19 protein-coding genes are annotated in these 19026 nt (G+C 43.5%); 13 read left to right on the forward strand and 6 right to left on the reverse strand.

Annotated features, from left to right (window positions below):
- The first annotated feature begins 87 nt into the window (after nt 1-87).
- Complete coding sequence (locus tag OC538_RS13905; RefSeq protein WP_251701191.1) at nt 88-528, forward strand: cell wall hydrolase; 441 nt, start codon at nt 88-90, stop codon at nt 526-528.
- Nucleotides 529-595: 67 nt separating this feature from the next.
- Here the strand turns inward: OC538_RS13905 and OC538_RS13910 are convergent, their stop codons facing one another.
- The gene (locus OC538_RS13910; RefSeq protein WP_262176420.1) at nt 596-1354 is read right to left on the reverse strand and encodes an AAA family ATPase; all 759 of its coding nucleotides are present in this window, start codon (nt 1352-1354) and stop codon (nt 596-598) included.
- Between the two features lie 382 nt (nt 1355-1736).
- On the opposite strand from OC538_RS13910, the gene rlmD reads away from it, so the two are divergent.
- Nucleotides 1737-3107: a 23S rRNA (uracil(1939)-C(5))-methyltransferase RlmD gene (rlmD, locus tag OC538_RS13915; protein WP_410055888.1), complete on the forward strand. Its 1371-nt coding sequence runs from the start codon at nt 1737-1739 to the stop codon at nt 3105-3107.
- Between the two features lie 200 nt (nt 3108-3307).
- Here rlmD and OC538_RS13920 read toward each other — a convergent pair whose 3' ends face one another.
- The gene (locus OC538_RS13920; RefSeq protein ID WP_251696041.1) at nt 3308-4039 is read right to left on the reverse strand and encodes a Bax inhibitor-1/YccA family protein; all 732 of its coding nucleotides are present in this window, start codon (nt 4037-4039) and stop codon (nt 3308-3310) included.
- 136 nt (nt 4040-4175) lie between these two features.
- A complete protein-coding gene (locus tag OC538_RS13925; protein WP_262176426.1) occupies nt 4176-4949 on the reverse strand; it encodes a 2-keto-4-pentenoate hydratase in 774 nt (257 codons plus the stop codon).
- Nucleotides 4950-5107: 158 nt separating this feature from the next.
- Here OC538_RS13925 and OC538_RS13930 point away from each other — a divergent pair, with 158 nt between their 5' ends.
- The 6 genes from OC538_RS13930 to OC538_RS13955 all read left to right on the forward strand — a co-directional run bounded on the left by OC538_RS13930 (nt 5108) and on the right by OC538_RS13955 (nt 10932).
- On the forward strand, nt 5108-6517 hold the full coding sequence (locus tag OC538_RS13930; RefSeq protein WP_262176428.1) for a SulP family inorganic anion transporter: 1410 nt from the start codon (nt 5108-5110) through the stop codon (nt 6515-6517).
- A gap of 13 nt (nt 6518-6530) precedes the next feature.
- The gene (locus tag OC538_RS13935) at nt 6531-6944 is read left to right on the forward strand and encodes a universal stress protein (RefSeq protein ID WP_262176431.1); all 414 of its coding nucleotides are present in this window, start codon (nt 6531-6533) and stop codon (nt 6942-6944) included.
- Between the two features lie 298 nt (nt 6945-7242).
- Nucleotides 7243-7992: an SDR family NAD(P)-dependent oxidoreductase gene (locus tag OC538_RS13940; protein ID WP_262176433.1), complete on the forward strand. Its 750-nt coding sequence runs from the start codon at nt 7243-7245 to the stop codon at nt 7990-7992.
- A 13-nt stretch (nt 7993-8005) separates the two neighbouring features.
- Entirely contained in the window at nt 8006-8740 is a 735-nt protein-coding gene (locus tag OC538_RS13945) for an SDR family NAD(P)-dependent oxidoreductase (protein ID WP_251696051.1), read from the forward strand.
- A gap of 111 nt (nt 8741-8851) precedes the next feature.
- A complete protein-coding gene (locus tag OC538_RS13950) occupies nt 8852-9265 on the forward strand; it encodes a MarR family winged helix-turn-helix transcriptional regulator (protein ID WP_262176436.1) in 414 nt (137 codons plus the stop codon).
- A gap of 434 nt (nt 9266-9699) precedes the next feature.
- Nucleotides 9700-10932: a Zn-dependent hydrolase gene (locus tag OC538_RS13955; RefSeq protein WP_262176439.1), complete on the forward strand. Its 1233-nt coding sequence runs from the start codon at nt 9700-9702 to the stop codon at nt 10930-10932.
- Nucleotides 10933-11108: 176 nt separating this feature from the next.
- Here OC538_RS13955 and OC538_RS13960 read toward each other — a convergent pair whose 3' ends face one another.
- Entirely contained in the window at nt 11109-11543 is a 435-nt protein-coding gene (locus OC538_RS13960) for a YfmQ family protein (protein ID WP_262176441.1), read from the reverse strand.
- A gap of 161 nt (nt 11544-11704) precedes the next feature.
- Here OC538_RS13960 and OC538_RS13965 point away from each other — a divergent pair, with 161 nt between their 5' ends.
- Complete coding sequence (locus OC538_RS13965; RefSeq protein WP_262176444.1) at nt 11705-12247, forward strand: DUF3267 domain-containing protein; 543 nt, start codon at nt 11705-11707, stop codon at nt 12245-12247.
- Between the two features lie 224 nt (nt 12248-12471).
- Nucleotides 12472-13893, forward strand: a complete 1422-nt coding sequence (locus OC538_RS13970) for a vWA domain-containing protein (protein ID WP_262176448.1) — start codon at nt 12472-12474, stop codon at nt 13891-13893.
- A 60-nt stretch (nt 13894-13953) separates the two neighbouring features.
- On the opposite strand, the gene OC538_RS13975 is transcribed toward OC538_RS13970, so the two are convergent.
- Complete coding sequence (locus tag OC538_RS13975) at nt 13954-14385, reverse strand: SRPBCC family protein (RefSeq protein ID WP_262176451.1); 432 nt, start codon at nt 14383-14385, stop codon at nt 13954-13956.
- Between the two features lie 460 nt (nt 14386-14845).
- Between OC538_RS13975 and OC538_RS13980 the strand changes: the two genes are divergently transcribed.
- Both OC538_RS13980 and OC538_RS13985 read left to right on the forward strand, forming a co-directional pair.
- Complete coding sequence (locus OC538_RS13980; protein ID WP_262176455.1) at nt 14846-15442, forward strand: hypothetical protein; 597 nt, start codon at nt 14846-14848, stop codon at nt 15440-15442.
- 182 nt (nt 15443-15624) lie between these two features.
- The gene (locus tag OC538_RS13985) at nt 15625-16467 is read left to right on the forward strand and encodes a hypothetical protein (RefSeq protein ID WP_262176459.1); all 843 of its coding nucleotides are present in this window, start codon (nt 15625-15627) and stop codon (nt 16465-16467) included.
- Between the two features lie 203 nt (nt 16468-16670).
- Here OC538_RS13985 and OC538_RS13990 read toward each other — a convergent pair whose 3' ends face one another.
- Nucleotides 16671-17534 (reverse strand): AraC family transcriptional regulator, encoded by an 864-nt coding sequence (locus tag OC538_RS13990; protein WP_262176462.1) that lies wholly within the window; start codon nt 17532-17534, stop codon nt 16671-16673.
- A gap of 300 nt (nt 17535-17834) precedes the next feature.
- Between OC538_RS13990 and OC538_RS13995 the strand changes: the two genes are divergently transcribed.
- Nucleotides 17835-18974, forward strand: a complete 1140-nt coding sequence (locus OC538_RS13995; RefSeq protein WP_262176465.1) for a plasmid pRiA4b ORF-3 family protein — start codon at nt 17835-17837, stop codon at nt 18972-18974.
- Nucleotides 18975-19026: the final 52 nt, after the last annotated feature.

Consider the following 19026-nt stretch of genomic DNA (forward strand, 5'->3'; position numbering starts at 1 on the left):
GAATCGGCTTTCGTGACTGCATTCTTATTTTGTGAAAAATGACATTAGTCCAGGCCTTCTCTCATACAATATAGTTGAGGTGAATAGATGCCAAGAGTTAAATACAGAGATACAGACGTTGATTTAATGGCCAGGATGATGAGAGCCGAAGCCGAGGGTGAAGGACAACAAGGGATGTTATACGTCGGCAATGTAATTGTGAACCGCGCTGTAGCAGATTGCTTGGACTTTCGAGATGTAAGAACAATTAATGACGTCATTTTTCAAGTGCAAGGAGGAAATTATTCTTTTGAAGCTGTTCAAAAGGGGAATTTATTTTATCAACGAGCGAGAGAAACTGAAAGAAGACTAGCAAGACGGAACTTGGAAAATTGGAGACAACATCCAGCGAAATTCGCCCTTTGGTACTTCAATCCATTTGGTCCCTGTCCTCCAACGTGGTACAACCAACCTTTTACTGGCCAATTTAAACTACATTGTTTTTATGAACCGATTGCAGGGACATGTGAAAGTGTTTATGGGGGGTAGGTTGTCTAGTGGTAGAATAGAAAACGACCGGATTCTGGTAATCCGGTCGTTTTCTATTTGTTCGCCACTACTCATCTAGAAAAAGATGGTGCAACAAACGGTCCCGGTCGTCGAAAAACTGCTTCATGATGGAGTAATGGTCCGTTTCCTCCAACGTCGTTTCATGGATTCCGTCTTCCGTGATCTGAACGATTTTGGAGTGCGGGTGAGCCATGATGATCGGCGAGTGGGTGGAGATGATAAACTGGGACCCTTCCTTGACGAGTTCGTTAATCCGCGCTAACAATGACATTTGGCGGAGAGGGGACAGGGCGGCTTCGGGTTCATCCAAAATATACAACCCGTTCCCTCTGAAACGCTCCCTGAATACGGCGAAAAAGGATTCCCCATGCGATTGTTCGTGAAGGGACGTGCCTCCGAAGGAATCGATGATCCTCGGTCCGTATGGCTCCTGGTCAAGCTGTTCGATGTTCGTCGCCATATTGTAAAACGTCTCTGCCCGGAAAAAGAAATGATCCCGCGGGCGTTCGGTCCCCTTTACGAGGCGAATGTACGCATCGAGCTCCGAGTGGGAATCAAAACTGGAGAAGTTGAAATTCAACGTTCCCCCTTCCGGATTGAATCCATATGCAATTGCAATCCCCTCTAGCAACGTCGATTTTCCCATTCCATTTTCACCAATCACATACGTGATATTTGGATGAAGCTCCAATTCGTGCAAATTCCGGACGAAGGGAAGGGTGAACGGAAATGTGCCATGCGGTATTTCTTCCTGCTTCAGGCGCACCGCTCTTATGTATTGGGAATAAGTATCCAATAATGCCACGGTAAAAACCTCCTCTCATTAAGCTGATGGACATACCCATTAATACGGCTGGTTTGAGGAAAGGTTCCGGAATTGTTTGGGTGCCTGTGCAGCGCACAATTCAGATAATACACTACAATTGCATAAAATAAATTTAGAATCCGATCGTATCGGCATAATAATGACGTTATCATGCATGTATATAGATTTAGATGAATTGTCATAAATGTGTGGTGCACAGGCACCTGATATTTGTGGAATGAAGATTCATTTTCATTCCGCTCAAATTCCGTTATAATAGGACAGTTGAAGAAACAGGCGAGCCGTTTGACGGCAGCCGTACTATAGATGAAGAAAATCTTGAAAGGGGAATCATCACTTGACCGTTATCATAGGAGAAAAAATGGTTGCGGAAATTGACCACTTGGACAGAAAAGGAAATGGGCAGGCAGCAATTTGGCGTGAGAATGAATTAGGCAACAAGAGAAAGTTGAAGCTCGTCGTTCCGCAAACATTGCCGGGAGAAACCGTGCAAGTTACTGTGGAGGATCCGACCTTGAGATGGAGTAAGGTTATGCCTGAAGAGATATTAGTCGCGAATCCGGACCGTATCGAGGCGCCTTGCCCGCATTTCGAGCTATGTGGCGGCTGTGTCTGGCAGCATTGGAGCTACGATGGCCAGCTGAAGCATAAGACGGATCATGTGAAGAAAGCGTTGGAAAGCGTGGGGATGAATCCGGAGCTTGTCCAGGACACAATCGGCATGGACGAGCATTGGCATTACCGAAATAAAATGGAATTCACCTTTTCGCCTGAAGGGAACCTCGGGCTGCATGAACAAGGGAATTTCCGTAACATCATCCCGCTTGAAACATGCCTGATCGCAGGCAGGAATATGGTCGACGCGACGATGGAAGTGAGCGAGTGGGTGAAGGAGTTTGGCCTGCCAGGCTACAACAAAGATACGCGTGAAGGTCTGCTGCGCCATTTGATGGTTCGTGAGTCGTTTGAAACGGGCGAAATTATGCTTGCATTATTTGCGACGGAAGCGCCTGCCGGTAAGTTGGCGGCTGCGGCGGAAAACTTGATTGAACGGATCACGAAGAACTATCCGAACGTGAAGAGCCTGATGTGGCTTGTGAACACGGATTTGGCGGACCGCACACAATCAGAAGAGACATTCGTGTTGGCCGGCCGCGACTTCATCTATGATGAAATGGCTGGGTATCGCTACCGTCTTTGGTTCGATACATTCTTCCAGACGAACCCTGTCCAAGCGCAGAAACTGGTGGAGCTTGCACTGGAAATGGGCAAGCCTCAGGAAGACGAAAAAATGATCGACCTGTTTTGCGGCGTCGGGACATTCTCCTTGCCGTTTGCTGCGCGCGTGAAGGAATTGGCAGGCATTGAAATTGTCGAGACGTCGATTGAATCCGCAAAACGGAACGCGGTTGACAATGATCTGCATAACACGACATTCCTTGCCCGCGATGCACGTAAAGGAATCGATGAAATACACGAAAGCTGGGGCTTGGCGGATATGTTGTTGATTGACCCGCCACGGAGCGGCGCTGGCGGCAAAGTGATGCGCCGGATCGGCCGCGCCCAACCGAAGCGGATCGTCTACGTATCATGCAACCCGGACACATTCGCAACGGATTCAGCGGAATTACTGCAATTCGGCTACACCCTCCAAAGCGTGCAGCCGGTCGACCTCTTCCCGCACACCGTGCATGTGGAACTCGTCGCGCTGTTGACGTTGGATGAAAATTGATTGAATTGTTTGGGTGCCTGTGCAGCAAACAATTCAGATTATGCAATACAATTGAATGAAATAAAAACAGAAGCCAACCATATAAACATTTGGTTGGCTTCTTTCTGTATAACTATAACTAATAATGAATTGTCATAAATGTGTGATGCACAGGCACCAGATTTCTAAGAACCCAAACCAACAAAGGTCTGGGTTCTCTCCTATTTATTACTCCGCAACTTCGACAGCAGCCGCAAAATCTCAAAATACAGCCACACAAGCGTCACCATCAGACCGAACGCGCTGTACCATTCCATATACTTGGGCGCCTGCTGCTCCGCTCCTTTTTCGATGAAATCAAAATCGAGCACAAGATTTAATGCCGCAACAACAACGATTGCGACCGAAATCAGAATGCCTACGAGCCCCGTTTCATGAATGAACGGAACTTCCATGCCGAAGAAGCGGAGAACGAAATCGGCCAAGTACACAAAGAAGATGGCCCCTGTCGCAGCGACTACTCCCAGCTTGAAGTTCTCCGTCACCTTGATGAATCCCGACCGGTACGCGAGCAACAGTGAAAACAGAGTCCCAAGCGTCAACAGAATCGCCTGCGTCGTAATCCCCTCAAACTGGGATTCGAACATCGCCGAAATCCCGCCGATCGCCAAGCCTTCCAAAAGCGCATAAAGCGGAGCCGTGTAAGGAGCCACCTTTTTCACGAAAATCGTAACGAGTGCAACGACAAACCCGCCGCCAAGACCAATCCAGACGAGCGCCTGAATATCGTTCCCTGCAAAATACTGATGCCACGTAAAAACGGCAGTCGCACATAGCAATAAAAACAGGATGAACGTCTTGTTCACAGTCCCTTGAATGGTCATCGACATCCCGTCGTCTGCCCGCAGCCCCTTAAACGTATCTTCCCCTAAACTCGGATTCGCTGATCTCATCATGCATCCCCTTTCTGTGTATACAAAATTGATTAGTAGTTGAGTATACGGGGGAGGGTCGTTATAGTTTCAGGCGATCCGAATAATGATTAAATTTGACTAAGTCAATCGTCACGGGATATTTGCAACATTTCATTCACACGAACGTAATTTCAACCTCTCCAATTGCCGAATACGTGACTTTATACGTTCCTTCCTTTGCGGCGAGCGGTGAAATAAATGTCCCCGAAGAGATAACCATTCCTTTCCGCAGCACTATATCTTTCTTCGCTAGTTTCCCAGATAGCCAAGCGACAGAAGACACGGGATTGCCGAGTACGGCTGAAGAAAGGCCTTCGCTAATCTTTTCACCGTCATGAAACAGCTCCATTTCAATGTCTTCAAATTGGTTGAACGTCAACGGTTCAATCGGGTCGGATAAAACGACAAGTCCAGTCGCAGTATTATCGCAAAGCAGGTCCGCTAAAGAGAAATTCGGGAACCAGTCGATATAACGGGCATCCGGAATTTCGATGCCTGCACAAACTTTGCTGTTCCGAATGATTTCCTCTTCACTCGCATTCGGTGACAAATCTCCTTGCAAAATAAACATGATTTCCGGTTCAATCAACGGATCAAATAATGAAGAAAGCTCAATCGTATCTCCGCTATATTGAATATGTGTTGAAAGCAGTGTGCCGTATGCCGGTTCATCAGTGTTGGCAATTGCTTGCGTTTCAGCACTCGTCATACTGATCTTATAGCCGGCAATTTCAGCATTATATAAGTCGATTTTTCTCTTAATGAGTTCTTCCTGCACGAAATAAGCGGTCTCTTCGTCCAACTTATAATCGTGGCGGATAAATTCAATTGGCTGCTTTGTTTCGTGAGCGTTATAGATTTTACTCACAATTTCATCCATTTTAATCATCGGAAAACACTCCGTTTCGAATGGTGTAAAAGTAAATGTACTATATATTTCGATTTCAGTAAAGGTAATGACAATTCAATGTGTTATAGAAGACCATCTAAACCGTGCCTTCTGTTATAATTGGAACGATTTATAATGCAACTAGAGGAGAACAACATATGCATACATTGAAACAACAATGGTTCGGAAATATCCGGGCCGATATATTAGCAGGAATCGTCGTAGGGCTGGCGCTCATTCCTGAAGCGCTCGCCTTTGCGTTCATCGTAGGCGTGGACCCGCGTGTCGCTCTCTACGCTTCATTTACAATTGCCGTCATCACTTCATTTGTCGGCGGCCGTCCGGGTCTCATTTCCGCGGCAACCGGGGCAATGGCGTTAGTGCTCGTCAACTTGATGGCGGATCATGGCTTGCAGTACGTGCTGGCAGCAACCGTGTTAACCGGAATCATTCAATTGATTCTTGGGGGGCTCGGGGTTGCGAATCTAATGCGCTTCATCCCGAACTCCGTCATGCTCGGCTTCGTGAATGCGCTCGGCATCATGATCTTCATGACCCAACTGCCATACTTGCGAGGGCATGACACAATGACCTTTATTTTTGCAATCGCGACACTGGTATTGGTTTACGCGGTTCCGCGTTTTATTAAAGTGATCCCCGCACCACTCATTGCGATTGTCGTCATGACGGGCATTGCCCTTATAAGCGGTGTATCGCTGCAAACAATCGGCGATTTAGGAAGGATGCCAAGTTCACTGCCGACGTTTTTCCTTCCGGATATTCCATTGAATTTGGAAACGTTGAAGATCATCTTCCCGTATTCATTGGCGTTAGCGATTGTCGGTCTACTCGAATCATTGCTCACTTCCCAAGTGCTCGATGATATGACGGATACGCCGAGCGATAAAAATCGGGAGGCGCGCGGACAAGGGATCGCGAACTTCATCACAGGATTTTTCGGCGGAATGGCAGGGTGCGCGTTGATCGGCCAATCGATCATCAATATCAAATCAGGCGGGCGCGGACGTCTATCGACATTTACAGCGGGCGTCTTCCTCATCTTTTTAATCATTGTGTTGGGCGATGTCGTCGTCAAAATTCCGATGCCGGTACTTGCAGGAGTGATGATCATGGTCGCTGCAACAACGTTCAACTGGGGCTCGTTCAAGTTCCTGAAGCAAGCGCCGAAAACGGAATCAATCGTCATGCTCATCACCGTCGCGATCATTCTGTACACCCATAATCTTGCGATAGGCGTTGTCATTGGCGTCGTTTTAAGCTCACTGTTTTTTGTCTCCAAAATATCTCGGGTGACTGTGACGAACGTCGCGGGTATATACAAGGTGAAAGGACCGCTGTTTTTCGCATCCACGACAAAATTCATCGAGTCATTCAAGGATGTAAAGGAAAAAGAAATAATCATCGATTTTAGAGATAGCCAGCTATGGGACGAATCTTCTGTCGGTGCAATCAGTAAAGTGAAGGGGAAGCTTGAGGAAGAAGGGGTGGCGGTAACCATCCGCGGGCTGAATTCTTCAAGTGAACAGCTTTATGAAAGGTTATTATAGGGGAGGAATGTTAATGAAAATTGCTGTAGCCATCGACGGATCGGAAAACGCACTGCGCGCCGCAAAACATGCCATTACGCTCGCCCAGCACTTCCCGGAAGCACAATTGGAGTTCATCTATGTAGCGGATTACAATAAAGCGAAAGACGAGCGACTCTTATCGCAAAACGAAGAAAGCCTCCTGCTGAAACGAAAGCAGAAAGTCGATCCAGTTTTGGAGCTGGCACATAATGCGGGCGTGAAAGCGAAATTGACAATGCTAAAAGGGGACCCGAGCCAAGAAATTATAAAATACGTAAACGCCGAATCCATCGACCAACTCATCATCGGCAGCCGAGGCTTAAACACCTTCCAAGAAATGATCCTCGACAGCGTCAGCCACAAAGTAATGAAACACGTCAACTGCCCAGTAACCGTAGTAAAGTAGGTGCCTGTGCAGCACACTATTCAGTTAATACACTACAATTGCATATACTATTTTAAGAATCCAGCTATGTGAACGAACAGCTGGCTTCTTTTTGTATGAATATACTTTTCATCGAATAGTCATAAATGTGTGGCGCACAGGCACCTAATTTGAGTCTTTTTAGTTGCTTGTTCCCTACTTGTGTATTAATATTTAGTTAAGAAACAATTAGATGTCTAACTACCTGAATGACGACGTGACAGGGAGCTATCCAACAATTAGGAATGTGTTCATTCCAATCATTAAGGAGAGGGTTAGCATGAGATTACAAGGAAAAGTGGCAATCATTACAGGAAGCGCATCAGGGATCGGCAGGGGAATTGCGCTTGCCATGGCGAAGGAAGGCGCGCATATCGCGGTTGTTGATATTAATGAAAAAAAAGGGCAAGAGACGTTGAAAGAATTGAACGAGCTTACGGAAAGCATGCTGTTCATCAAAGACATTTCAAAACCTGAAAACGTCACTGAAATTGTACAAGCTGTCGTGGCGAAGTTCGGCAAGTTGGACATCCTTGTGAATAACGCCCACGCATCCCGACAAGCATTATTCGCGGAGACAACGATGGAGATGATTGACTTGTCTTTCGGCACAGGCTTTTATCCAACATTCCATTTCATGCAAGCTGCGTATCCTGAATTGAAAAAGACAAAGGGGAAAGTGATTAACTTCGCATCAGGCGCAGGTTTGGATGGCCAACCGACACAAGCATCTTACGCAGCGGCGAAAGAAGCGATCCGCGCGATTTCACGTGTGGCGGCGAATGAGTGGGGTCCGGAAGGTATCAATGTGAACCTGATTTCACCGATCGCTTTGACACCAGGCGTGGAAGCGTGGGCTCAAAGTGCGCCGGATATGTACGAAGCGATGATCAACCGCATTCCGTTGCGCCGTCTAGGCGATCCGGAAGGCGATATCGGCCGCACAGCAGTATTTTTGGCGAGCGATGATGCGAACTACATTACAGGACAAACAATCATGGTTGACGGCGGTTCAATTAAATTACGATAAGGAGATGTTCAACATGGGTAAATTGGACGGAAAAGTAGCGATTGTAACTGGTGGAGCTTCTGGTATTGGTGAAGGAATGGTAGATCTGTTCCAATCAGAGGGCGCGATTGTCATTGCAGCGGATATCAACGAAGTAGCAATACAACGAGCGAGTGAAAAGAAAAATGTGCATGGCATGAAGTTGAATGTAGCGTCCGACGAAGAGTGGGCTGCGTTTGCAAAAGACGTGAAAGAAAAATTCGGCCGCATTGATATTCTTGTGAACAACGCGGGGATTTCCTCTGAAAAAGCGTTTACGGAAATCGGCATGGATGATTGGCAAAAAATGATGGCAATCAACAGCTTCGGTCCTTTTGCAGGCATGAAGCATATAGCGCCAATCATGGCTGAACAACAGAGCGGTTCGATCGTTAATATTTCATCGTACACGGCGCAAATCGGACAAGGGTTTAACCATTACTCTGCATCCAAAGGGGCTGTCCGCGCGATTTCAAAGGCAGCAGCGACAACATTCGGTCGTCAAGGTGTGCGTGTAAATGCGCTATTCCCTGGAATTATTGAAACACCTATGACGCAAAACCTAAGCGCATCCAAAGAGTTGCTTGACCAACTCGTTCGCGCAACACCTTTGCAACGTCTTGGCAAGCCGGCCGATATCGCCAATGCAGCACTCTTCTTGGCAAGTGATGACTCTTCATATATTACGGGCGCGGAAATTGTCATCGACGGCGGCTTCTCTGCACAGTAATTGAATAAGGGAATTTTGAATGAACCTAAATCATCGAATTTAGGTTCTTTTTCTATAACAGGGGCCGTATATGATAAAATGGTATTGCTTATTTAGAAAGTAGGAGAAAAAATGAAGGAAGAAACAATTTTTGACATCATACACAATATGGACAAGTTCACGAACAACTTGATCATTCAATGGAATAAATTATTCAATGAAGATTTGGGTGTATCCCATATACTCCTTCTCGGTCATTTAGCATCCAATGGGAAAAGCCGGCCTTCTGATATCGCGAAAGTACTTGGACTGACCCCTCCCACTGTTACTCATTTAACAGAGAAACTTGTCAAAAAGGAACTTGCCGTCCGCTCTACTGATGAAGAAGACAGACGCATTGTTTACTTGACGATTACAGAAGCGGGGAATGAAATTTTACAACGCGCAAACCTCGAAGGCCAAGCATTGAGAAAAAATCTATTTGAAAAACTAACTCCCGATGAGCAACAGCAAATGCTGCATATTTATCAGAAGTTAAATGAGTGATATTATCTTGGTGCCTGTGCAGCACACTATTCAGTAAATACACTACAATTGCATAAATGAAATATGAGAAGCTAACCAAATCAACGATGAGGTGGCTTCTTTTTGTATTACTATACTTTTCGTTGAATAGTCATAAATGTGTATCGCACAGGCACCCAATCAATTCTGACAATACACTACAATTGCATAAAATAAATGAAGAAGCCAACCGTTGCAACATTGAGTCGGCATTTATTAGTATTTTTATTACTTATCTTGAATTGTCATAAGTGTGTGTCACACAGGCACCTGCTTAAATTACATACCAATGGTGTCTGAATGTTGGTATAATTAATTAGTAATAGAGTGAAGTTTGGAATATGGTAAGACAAGAAAGAGATGAAAACATAAATAAACAGATGATAAATAAATGAATGAATCGGGGGGGGATCGCCATGAAGCTGGAACGTTTGCGCCAGTCATTTGAAGAGCTTGCAAGATTTACAGATGAAGGGGAGGGCATCAATCGGCTTGCCTACACCGAGACCGAGCGGAATGCACGGGACTTCCTGATGAAGCAGCTAGAACTTGCGGGGCTGACAGTACGGATCGACTATGCAGGAAACGTCATTGCCCGGCGGGAGGGGCGTTCTCCTGACCTGCCGGCTGTCGCGACTGGCTCGCATATCGACTCCGTCTATGCGGCGGGCGAATTTGACGGAACGGCGGGCGTCCTTGTTGCACTTGAAATCATGCGTTCGCTCGCGGATGAAGGCGTCGAGACAGAGCACCCACTCGAAGTCATCATATTTGCTTGCGAGGAATCTGCACGCTTCGGGGCATCGACGCTTGGAAGCAAAGCGATGTCAGGTCGTCTGGACCCAGCATACACACGATCGCTCACGGACAAAAACGGCATAACGCTAATGCAGGCTTTTGAAGAAAACGGACTTGATCTGGAAGAAGTCCATTTGGCAAAACGCTTTCGAGATGAAATCAAAGCGTTTGTCGAGCTGCATGTCGAACAGGGCCCTGTACTTGAAAAGCAGGAGGCGGCAATCGGCGTGGTGACTGCCATTGCTGCGCCGATCCGTTTTCATGTGCATATAGACGGAACAGCGGACCATTCCGGCACAACGCCGATGGATTACCGTCATGATGCTTTACTAGGAGGCGCGGAAATCGCACTTGCCGTCGAGAAGGCAGCACTCGCCGAGCTTACGTACGGTACAGTCGGCACAGTCGGTGTCTTTTCCATAGAGCCAGGTGCGATGAATGTAGTGCCTGCCGCCACGGATCTCTACGTCGATATTCGTGGCACGAACGTGGAATCACGCCAGCGTGTCGTCGATGCCCTCGCTACAGCGGTGAACGACACCGCGAAAAAACGCGGCCTGGACATTTGGATGGACGAGATGTCCCGTGAGGAACCTGTTCAAATGGACAGCGAACTCGTTGCCGGATTAAAAGCCATCTGCGAAGAAAAGGGAGTCGTATGGCTCGAAATGCCAAGCGGCGCGGGGCATGACTCCATGAATATGGCATCACTCTGTCCGACCGGAATGATATTCGTCCCATCGAAGGATGGCATCAGCCATAATCCAGCCGAATATACGTCAATGGAACAGCTGATGGTTGGAGCGGAAGTATTGCACGCCTTCATGTTGAGACAAGCGAACGTTCTCTGAAAAACGAATTGCTTGGGAATTGTTTGGGTGCCTGTGCAGCACACTATTCAGTAAATACACTACAATTGCATAAAACAAATGAAGAAGCCAACCAAATGGAATGCCGGTTGACTTCTTCTCGTATTTATATACTTTTTATTGAATTGTCATAAATGCGTGGTACACAGGCACCTGAATCAAGCCTTTTCGGCGATAGTGAAGGTTTGTAGATGCTTGGAACTAAGTCTAAAAGAAGTAACTTTTTTCTTCCACTGCTTGACTACATCAACGTGGTCATCGTAATGGTAAAGAAAGAAATTCATCTCTTTTTTTCTGCCTTTTATGTTGATGACATATGGAATCACAGCAGTCTCTGGATATAGAAACGATTTTTCAGTACCTGGGAATATATGATTTCTCTTTACGTATTGAGCTTCATTATAATATTCACTAAATCGATTTTTTTCTTCCTTTTCTAAGTGTGTTCCGTTAAATGTGATAGTTATATCTTTCGGGTCAAGTTTTGGATGAGTTGTATATTTATTCAAAAACCATCCTACAAGTGCGCTTGTGGGACTCGTTATAAATATTATAATTGCTCCGATTACTATAGCAATAATCGTCCATATCATTTCCTATCAACTCCGTAATCTGTAGGTGCTTGTTGTATGTATTATCGTAACAGATTGGTTTGATATTGTGTTTGACAAATTAGTAACTTTTGTAACTAACCAAGTAAGAATTGAAAATGTTACTCGTTCAAAACTAGATGATAGGAAAGGCAGGAACGGTTATGATATTGTGGTTTCGGCAATTACCACAGCCAAGACTGGATTTGTCAGAATGGAAACCTTTCATTGAAAATGCATGGTTTCGAAAGCATTATATGAAGTTTGTTTATCTGTTAATGGCTGCTTTTTTTCTTGGGCCATATTGGTTCTTCAAAGGGAGTTTTACTCATGTGACAAACTTTCCCATACTTTTCATCGTTATGTTGGTTTTTGTTATTCACGAAGCCCTTCATATACTTGTCATAAACAAGAAAGGCGATATGAGCTTAACGTTCAAAGGAATCTATTTTTGGCTCAATACAAATGCAGTACTTTCCAAAAAGAGATTTTGGATCTTTATGAGCTTACCTTTTATCGTATTAACGATTATCCCAGCTATTACGTCGTTCTATGTATCGGGTGGTTTCAAAGCACTCATTTTATTTGTCAGCTGGTTTAATTTAATAATTTCTGCTTCCGATATAGTTAATTCATCTTTGATTTTAATAAAACCAAATAGTTCTGTGTTTTGCAGGGGGTACTACCGAATAAAAGAAAATCATTGAGTTGTTGATATTTCGGTGCACACTATTCAACTGCCTATAGGATTCGGCGCTTTTAATTTGCGAGCTATACAAATTCGCCCAATAATAGGCATACCAATTGTTATGCTTCGTCCTCTATTGGTTTCCAGTCTTTTCACCTATTTTATAAATATAGTCGTTTACACATAGGAACGGTTGTGACTCGTATTCGTATAAAAGATAGATCATTCAAAGGGGTGTGTGAAATGAAGCGTAACAACAATAAATTCGCACTGGCGTTGATTGGTTGTCTAATGCTAGCTGCATGTAGTGATAAACCGGAGCCAGAAGTAAAGTCGGAGGTCACAGTAGCAGCAGATGAAGGCGAAACAAAGCCGGTTGCCGCCGATGAGCAAATTCCTAAAGCAGCGCGGACGATAGAGGAGATGATGACCCAGCCTGCCGGCAAGTTGGTGGAAGCGCATATGGACCCTGAAATCGAAGCAGCAAGGACGGTCAATTGGGTTTATTATCATCGATTTTATGAAGATACGTTCAAAGGGATCATGGAGAAAGAGTTGCCTACATATTTTGAGGAGCATCCGGATTTGAGCGCGGACGAGATCTATGATTATCTTGTGTATCAATTAGGTTCGGGGCAATATTCGACATTCTATGACCCGTTAACGGCATATGCGCATGGATATGTCATGCCGGAGTTGCCGGAAGGCGAGGATGAAATTGAGATTGCGAAGAGACAACAGACGAATGTCGTTATCTTGATGGATGCAAGCGGAAGCATGAAGGCGGAAATTGGAGGCGAGTCACGTATGGCTCTTGCGAAGCAGGCGATTGAGGATTTCACCGGCCAACTGCCTGATGATGTCAATGTCTCCTTATTTGCATACGGCCATAAAGGTGCCGGGACGGAAGCGGATAAACAGCTTTCCTGCAGTTCCATAGAGGAACTATACCCACTCGGTGCGTATAACGCGGATTCATTCCGAAATGCTATGGATTCTTTCAAGGCGAGTGGATGGACGCCGCTTGCCGGTGCGATGGAAATGGCGCATGAGTACCTTTCCTCTTATGACAAAGAGGAGTACAGGAATATCGTTTATATCGTAAGTGATGGCGTTGAGACGTGTGACGGGAATCCTATTGCCGCTGCGAAACAGCTGCATGACAGCGAGATCGAAGCGAAGGTGAATATTATCGGCTTCGACGTCGATGATGAAGGGCAAAATCAGCTAAAAACAGTGGCGGAAGCTGGCGGTGGTGAATATGCGACCGTGCGAAACCCGTCCGAGTTTGAAGGAGTTCTCATTAAGAAATGGAAGCCGAGCATGATGCAAGTGATGAACCAGCAAGGTGTCAAGCTCCATGAGTTGGTTCATCAAAAGGAAGCGCTCATTGCAATCCATGATCCACTCACAAATCTATCTGACAGAGAGACAGTGCGAATCACAAATGCAGTCGCTGAATTGAAGAAAAAGAAGCTCATTGACGATGAAGTAGCGAACGAGGTAATAGAGATCGCAAAGGAAATGGGCGAGATGAGATCAGTACATTTCAGTGAAATAATAGAGCGGAAGAGTGAAGAAGCGAGACAGGCGAAGGAAGAGATCGACGCGAAGGTGGAAGCGTGGAAAGAAAAGTGGTCTGCAGAATTGGAGAAGGATGAATAAGTTAGTATAAAATGGCGGCATCTGTGGGATTGGAATAACCCTAGATGTCGCCATTTAGTATTATGAGGATTGATTTGTTTGTTCTGTGTATTGTTTAAAGTTATCTAAAATCGCTTGCCAACCTTGACGTTGAAATTCGACTGGATTTTCAGTTTCAGCGTCGAACGTTTCAATGACCTCAGTCTCGTTTCCTTGACCTGTAAAGGTGATGTTGACTTTTCTTCCATCTCCCATTGTATAAGAAATCACCTCATGTAATTTCACTTCATCGTAGACTCCACCAAAATCGAACCCCATGCTACCATCTTTTGCTTCCATTCTTGAAACGAATTTCCCACCTGCTCTAAGATCATTTTCAGCAAATGGTGTGTGCCAATCATCCGATGGACTGTTCCATTTTTTAATATGATTTGGATCTGTCCAATAATCCCAAACCTTTTCCACTGGTGCCTGAACAGTTGCTTCTACTGTAAGTTCCTCAAATGTTCCCACGTTTCTCCACCTCGTAAGTTGAATTTGCCTTCGTTATCTATGATTAACTTCCTCCATTATATTAAACCTGTAAAGGAAAGACTATTCAAACATTGAGTTGTTTGATGAGTGTAGGAGAACAGGAGAAGTGGTTCTTCTTGTTGAATTAAATAAGTAATGTGGATTAGAAGGGAGAAAGGGGGAGGGGAAATTTAAAAAAGGGTACGGAAGTATGTTGATATGCAAGCAAATTGCAGGGTGGGTTTTCGGGATTTTATATATGGGGATGTTCTTTTATCTAAGTATCCCTATACAAAAACTTTCTGCAGTGCAGGAAGATCAGATACAAGTGCAATAATTTAAAGCTATGTTATAGATTCCGGTTGATTTTTCGGGGTTTGTGAAGTGTTACACTTAAACTAACGGAGCAAGATAGTTGAATAAGTATTTGTCTCGATAAAAGCTAAAAGGGGGAAATAAAATGAAAAGGTTATTAATTATAGTAGCTTTGCTGGTATTTGTTTTAAGTGCCTGTGTTACTAACGATGCGAAGTCACATAGTATTTCTGCTGTTGAATTAACAGAGAGGGAGAATGCGATACTCTCGACCACTTCGGATAACTCATTTGTTTTTGATTTCAACGTTGACAGTGAGTATAAAGAGGTTTCTGTATGGATTGAAAAGTACGAATTAGGTAAATTGGTTAATGATAGAATAAGTTCTATAACATCACAAGTAGAGGAAAATGGTTCTATTATTTTTGCAACCTCAAAAGCAGTTGGCAGTCAAAAGCAATATACCTTTAATATTGGAATTAGCAGTAATAATAGCATTGGTTCTACAAGTCGCATCGAGACGAATTCAGATGATTTAGGAGCTATGTCAAGTGTTTGGGGCAACATCCAAGGAGAGAACAATTCAATTGAAGGAGAAGTAGTATTAGCAAGTATCTGCTATTCAACTGATGGTCATATGAGTAGTCTTACTACCGATTTTTATCAAGATGTTGATGGTTATATGAATGAGTTAGAAAACTATGACGTAGTTTATCTTCTGAAAGCTGAATTTAATAAGTGAGGAATGGATTTGTGTAAATATTCTTCAACTAACGGTGTGCTTTACTTGAAGAACATTGAGCTACTAGGACAGCTCAATGTTCTTATTGAACTAACGCAGCAGGTTAATTGAAGAATGAATAATAATTTTGATGACTTTGTGTTACACATTATGGATAATAAATATATAAAAGGACGTATAATATGAATGATTTAAAAGGTGTGAGAATTTATTTTCTTATGTTACCTTCTATCCTTATAGGAACTCTTGCAATGGTGTCGTATGGTGTGACTATGAATCTTTGGATTCAAAACATAATAATTTGGATAATAGGAACTGTTTTAGGTTTCGTCTTTATAATTAAGAACAAGAATAGAAAATTTGTTATTGGTAATTTTAGTTACACCATTATTATTGTAGCTTTATTATTTTTTCCGTTTTTCTTTAATGGATTAGATGGTGTCCATCGCTGGCTATCTATTGGACCAATCAATCTATATATAGCAAGTATTATTTTGCCTTTATTAATTATTCATATATGGAAATTAGCATTAAATAATCGTGAACGCTATGTATTAGGATTAACCATTATTACATCAGTGATATTGCTATTTCAGCCAGATGCAGGTCAATTAACCGCATTTGCATCTGCGATTGCATTCATTGTATGGAAAATAATTAGTAATAGAATGATAAAGATACTATCTATCACATTTACAGCAGCCTTGTGTATTGCATCGTGGGTTTTTCTCGATGATTTAGCACCAGTTCCTTATGTAGAACATATTATCTATTTAGTTGCAGACTTGGGGAGTTTTTGGTTCATTTTAGGTATTTTATCACTTATATTATTATTAATTCCATTCTTTTTTTATGGTCGGAAAAGTATTATTTCTTTATCATTAGGAGTTTACTTTCTAATGACGATGATTGTAACTTTAATTGGTCATTTCCCAATGCCAATCATGGGATATGGAATATCACCCATTATTGGTTACCTAATTTCTATTAACTGGCTAAATAAAAATAAAGAAAAATTTGTCTAGAAAGTTATTCAACGAACGGGCACTTTAGAAAAAACGGGCACCATAGTAAAACGAGCATAGAGATATATTTTTCAGCTCATTTTTATAAGCATTGTTAAATCAACCTATACCCTTAACATAAATTTTAAAGAAGCAACGCCGATTTATCAGCGTTGCTCTTCATGGTTTATCGGTTCTTTGTTTTTCAGATCACATGTTGTATATTATCTCTTCCGAACAGGAAGCCAAATTTCACTATAGGCATGATCCTTTTTATGCTCATCCATTATAGTAAAGGAAAAGGAAGGTGCATTAATTACTTCATAATCGGAAGTGGGGAGCCATTCTGAATATGTTTTTGCCATTGTATCTTGTAACGTTGATGGAAATGGCCCTTCGTTTGGAAATACTGCCCAACTACAAGCTTTGACTGGGACTTTATCTAATCGATCACTTACTTCAGATTCAGTCGTTAAAACACCGATCATGTGAGTTAACTCCCCTTCTTCTTTTAGGAAATTTGCGTCAGCGTGATACGAGGCATTAACGATTTTCTTAGGCTCTATATTTTGAAATGAACGCATTTCTTTTCTTTGTTCATCCGTTATGCTTTGTGCAAGTTTTACGATTTCGTTATTCACACCTTCAAATTGCATAGGGACACGTTTACTAACACCGACTAGAGTAAATGCTGGTTGATCTTCGATTCTAAATTCCAAAGAAACTCCTCCTTTTACAGTAATAACGAATGAAAGTTTGGGAAATGTTTTGCTACTCCTGTTTTTTATGACATCTGAAGGTAAATAGCCACACCATTTTTTAAATGCCCTCGTAAAACCATCCAATGATTGATACCCATATTTAAAAGCAACATCAGTTACCTTTTCTCCACTTACTAAATCCTTATTGGCTTCCGATAGTTTTCTGTTTTTGACATACTCATTTAGTGTCATCCCGGAAAGATGAAAAAATACCGTTCTAAAGTGATAATCGGAAACCCCAGCATAATCGGATATACTCTCAAGAGACAGGTCATTGGTTAAATGATCTTCAATATAGTCAATCACTTGGTTTAACTCTTTTAACATCGAATCCCTCCTTTCATAAATCCATAATAGTATAGCCAGTATAAAATCACTCGACATTTTCAATGTAAAAATATCGAATTGCTTACCCTCTGTATTAGGCAGGAACGTCATACAGAAGGGGACACTAAGTTTCAGAACCTGCATGATCGGAATCAAAAAGAGAAGGTCGTCATACATAAACATGCCGTTAGGCCAAATGGTGATGGAACAGCTCACCTATCAATCATTAAAGAAAGCTTCCCACTATTCCTATATACTAGATGGCAAAGACGAGGCAAATTTGAAAGGGGTAAATCTCACTTGAAAATACATGGAACGAAAAAGCTATTGGATGCAATCACATTTGAAGTGACGGTGGATAGCACGAATGAAGAAGAAAACGAGCTTTACGCATGGCATGCAAATTTGCTAACGATTGACCGGCGGAAAACGCTCGTGCTCATGAATAACAGCAGCCGATATGTCGTCGTGCTGCATGGTTTGAAGGCAAAGGAATTCAAGAATTTAGATCAGGTCATTCAGGAAGCAATCCGTAAGACGTTCCGGGCGGAGCGAATTCGCGAAGAGGTAATTGACCGCTATCTTAAAGAGGCGGGCCCTGTTTCATTCCATAAAACGAAGAACCGGTCATTCGTCGCCCAATTAAACAAGACGTGTGACAACATATGGTTTGGTTCCCGTGACTTGGATCCTGATTCACTGATCAATACAGAAGTGGCGAAGCGGGCGAGCCGGTGGTTGGTAGGCGTGGGGAAGAAGGAAATGGTCCGTCCGTATGAAGAACTGCGCAAGGATTTGACTGCAATGGCGGGGGAGGCTATTTTTACAACAAATGCCGCCGTCATGAAGATTTCCATGCCATTTGAAGGGCTATCCATCTGGCGGCGTGTGCTCGTTCCGCTCGAACTGCCACTTACCGGGTTCCACGACATGCTACAGATTTTGTTCGGTTGGACAAACAGCCATCTTCACGAGTTTTATGTGTTCGACCAAACTGAAGCGGTAGAGCCCTATCCCCATTTCTCGCCCTATCATGTCACAGGCGATTACAAACCGGTATTGAATATCGTAATGGACGAGGAATTGATGAGTCATCCGAAAGAAGTGGATCGGGTGCTTGAAGAAAACATAATGTTATCTGATGTCGTTCCAAAATATACAGTCATGAAGTATATATACGACTTCGGTGACAATTGGCAGCATGAAATCATCGTGGAGAACATCGTGAACGACGGGCCAGTCGAATCACCGGTTTGCCTGGACGGCGAAGGCGATGCGCCACCCGAAGACTGCGGAGGGGAACCGGGTTTCCAAGAGTTCTTAGATGTCATGGGCGAACCGTCCCATCCGGAGCATGCTTCGATGAAGGAGTGGGCAGCAGGGCAGTTGTATCGAGGGTTTGATAAGGGATTGGTGAATCATCGGTTGAGGGGGATATGAGGTAGGCCAAAAAAATGCATTCAATAATTAAACGGGTACCAACATCCTACAA

Origin of the sequence: Saccharococcus sp. Marseille-Q5394 (assembly GCF_946901335.1) — a bacterium.
Classification (GTDB): domain Bacteria; phylum Bacillota; class Bacilli; order Bacillales_A; family Planococcaceae; genus Sporosarcina; species Sporosarcina luteola_C.

Coding starts and splice junctions, on each gene's coding strand:
- OC538_RS13905 (WP_251701191.1), top strand. CDS start 88: ATGCCAAGAGTTAAATACAGAGATACAGACGTTGATTTAATGGCCAGG.
- rlmD (WP_410055888.1), top strand. CDS start 1,737: ATGGTTGCGGAAATTGACCACTTGGACAGAAAAGGAAATGGGCAGGCA.
- OC538_RS13920 (WP_251696041.1), bottom strand. CDS start 4,039: ATGAGATCAGCGAATCCGAGTTTAGGGGAAGATACGTTTAAGGGGCTG.
- OC538_RS13925 (WP_262176426.1), bottom strand. CDS start 4,949: ATGATTAAAATGGATGAAATTGTGAGTAAAATCTATAACGCTCACGAA.
- OC538_RS13930 (WP_262176428.1), top strand. CDS start 5,108: ATGCATACATTGAAACAACAATGGTTCGGAAATATCCGGGCCGATATA.
- OC538_RS13935 (WP_262176431.1), top strand. CDS start 6,531: ATGAAAATTGCTGTAGCCATCGACGGATCGGAAAACGCACTGCGCGCC.
- OC538_RS13940 (WP_262176433.1), top strand. CDS start 7,243: ATGAGATTACAAGGAAAAGTGGCAATCATTACAGGAAGCGCATCAGGG.
- OC538_RS13945 (WP_251696051.1), top strand. CDS start 8,006: ATGGGTAAATTGGACGGAAAAGTAGCGATTGTAACTGGTGGAGCTTCT.
- OC538_RS13950 (WP_262176436.1), top strand. CDS start 8,852: ATGAAGGAAGAAACAATTTTTGACATCATACACAATATGGACAAGTTC.
- OC538_RS13955 (WP_262176439.1), top strand. CDS start 9,700: ATGAAGCTGGAACGTTTGCGCCAGTCATTTGAAGAGCTTGCAAGATTT.
- OC538_RS13960 (WP_262176441.1), bottom strand. CDS start 11,543: ATGATATGGACGATTATTGCTATAGTAATCGGAGCAATTATAATATTT.
- OC538_RS13965 (WP_262176444.1), top strand. CDS start 11,705: ATGATATTGTGGTTTCGGCAATTACCACAGCCAAGACTGGATTTGTCA.
- OC538_RS13970 (WP_262176448.1), top strand. CDS start 12,472: ATGAAGCGTAACAACAATAAATTCGCACTGGCGTTGATTGGTTGTCTA.
- OC538_RS13980 (WP_262176455.1), top strand. CDS start 14,846: ATGAAAAGGTTATTAATTATAGTAGCTTTGCTGGTATTTGTTTTAAGT.
- OC538_RS13985 (WP_262176459.1), top strand. CDS start 15,625: ATGAATGATTTAAAAGGTGTGAGAATTTATTTTCTTATGTTACCTTCT.
- OC538_RS13990 (WP_262176462.1), bottom strand. CDS start 17,534: ATGTTAAAAGAGTTAAACCAAGTGATTGACTATATTGAAGATCATTTA.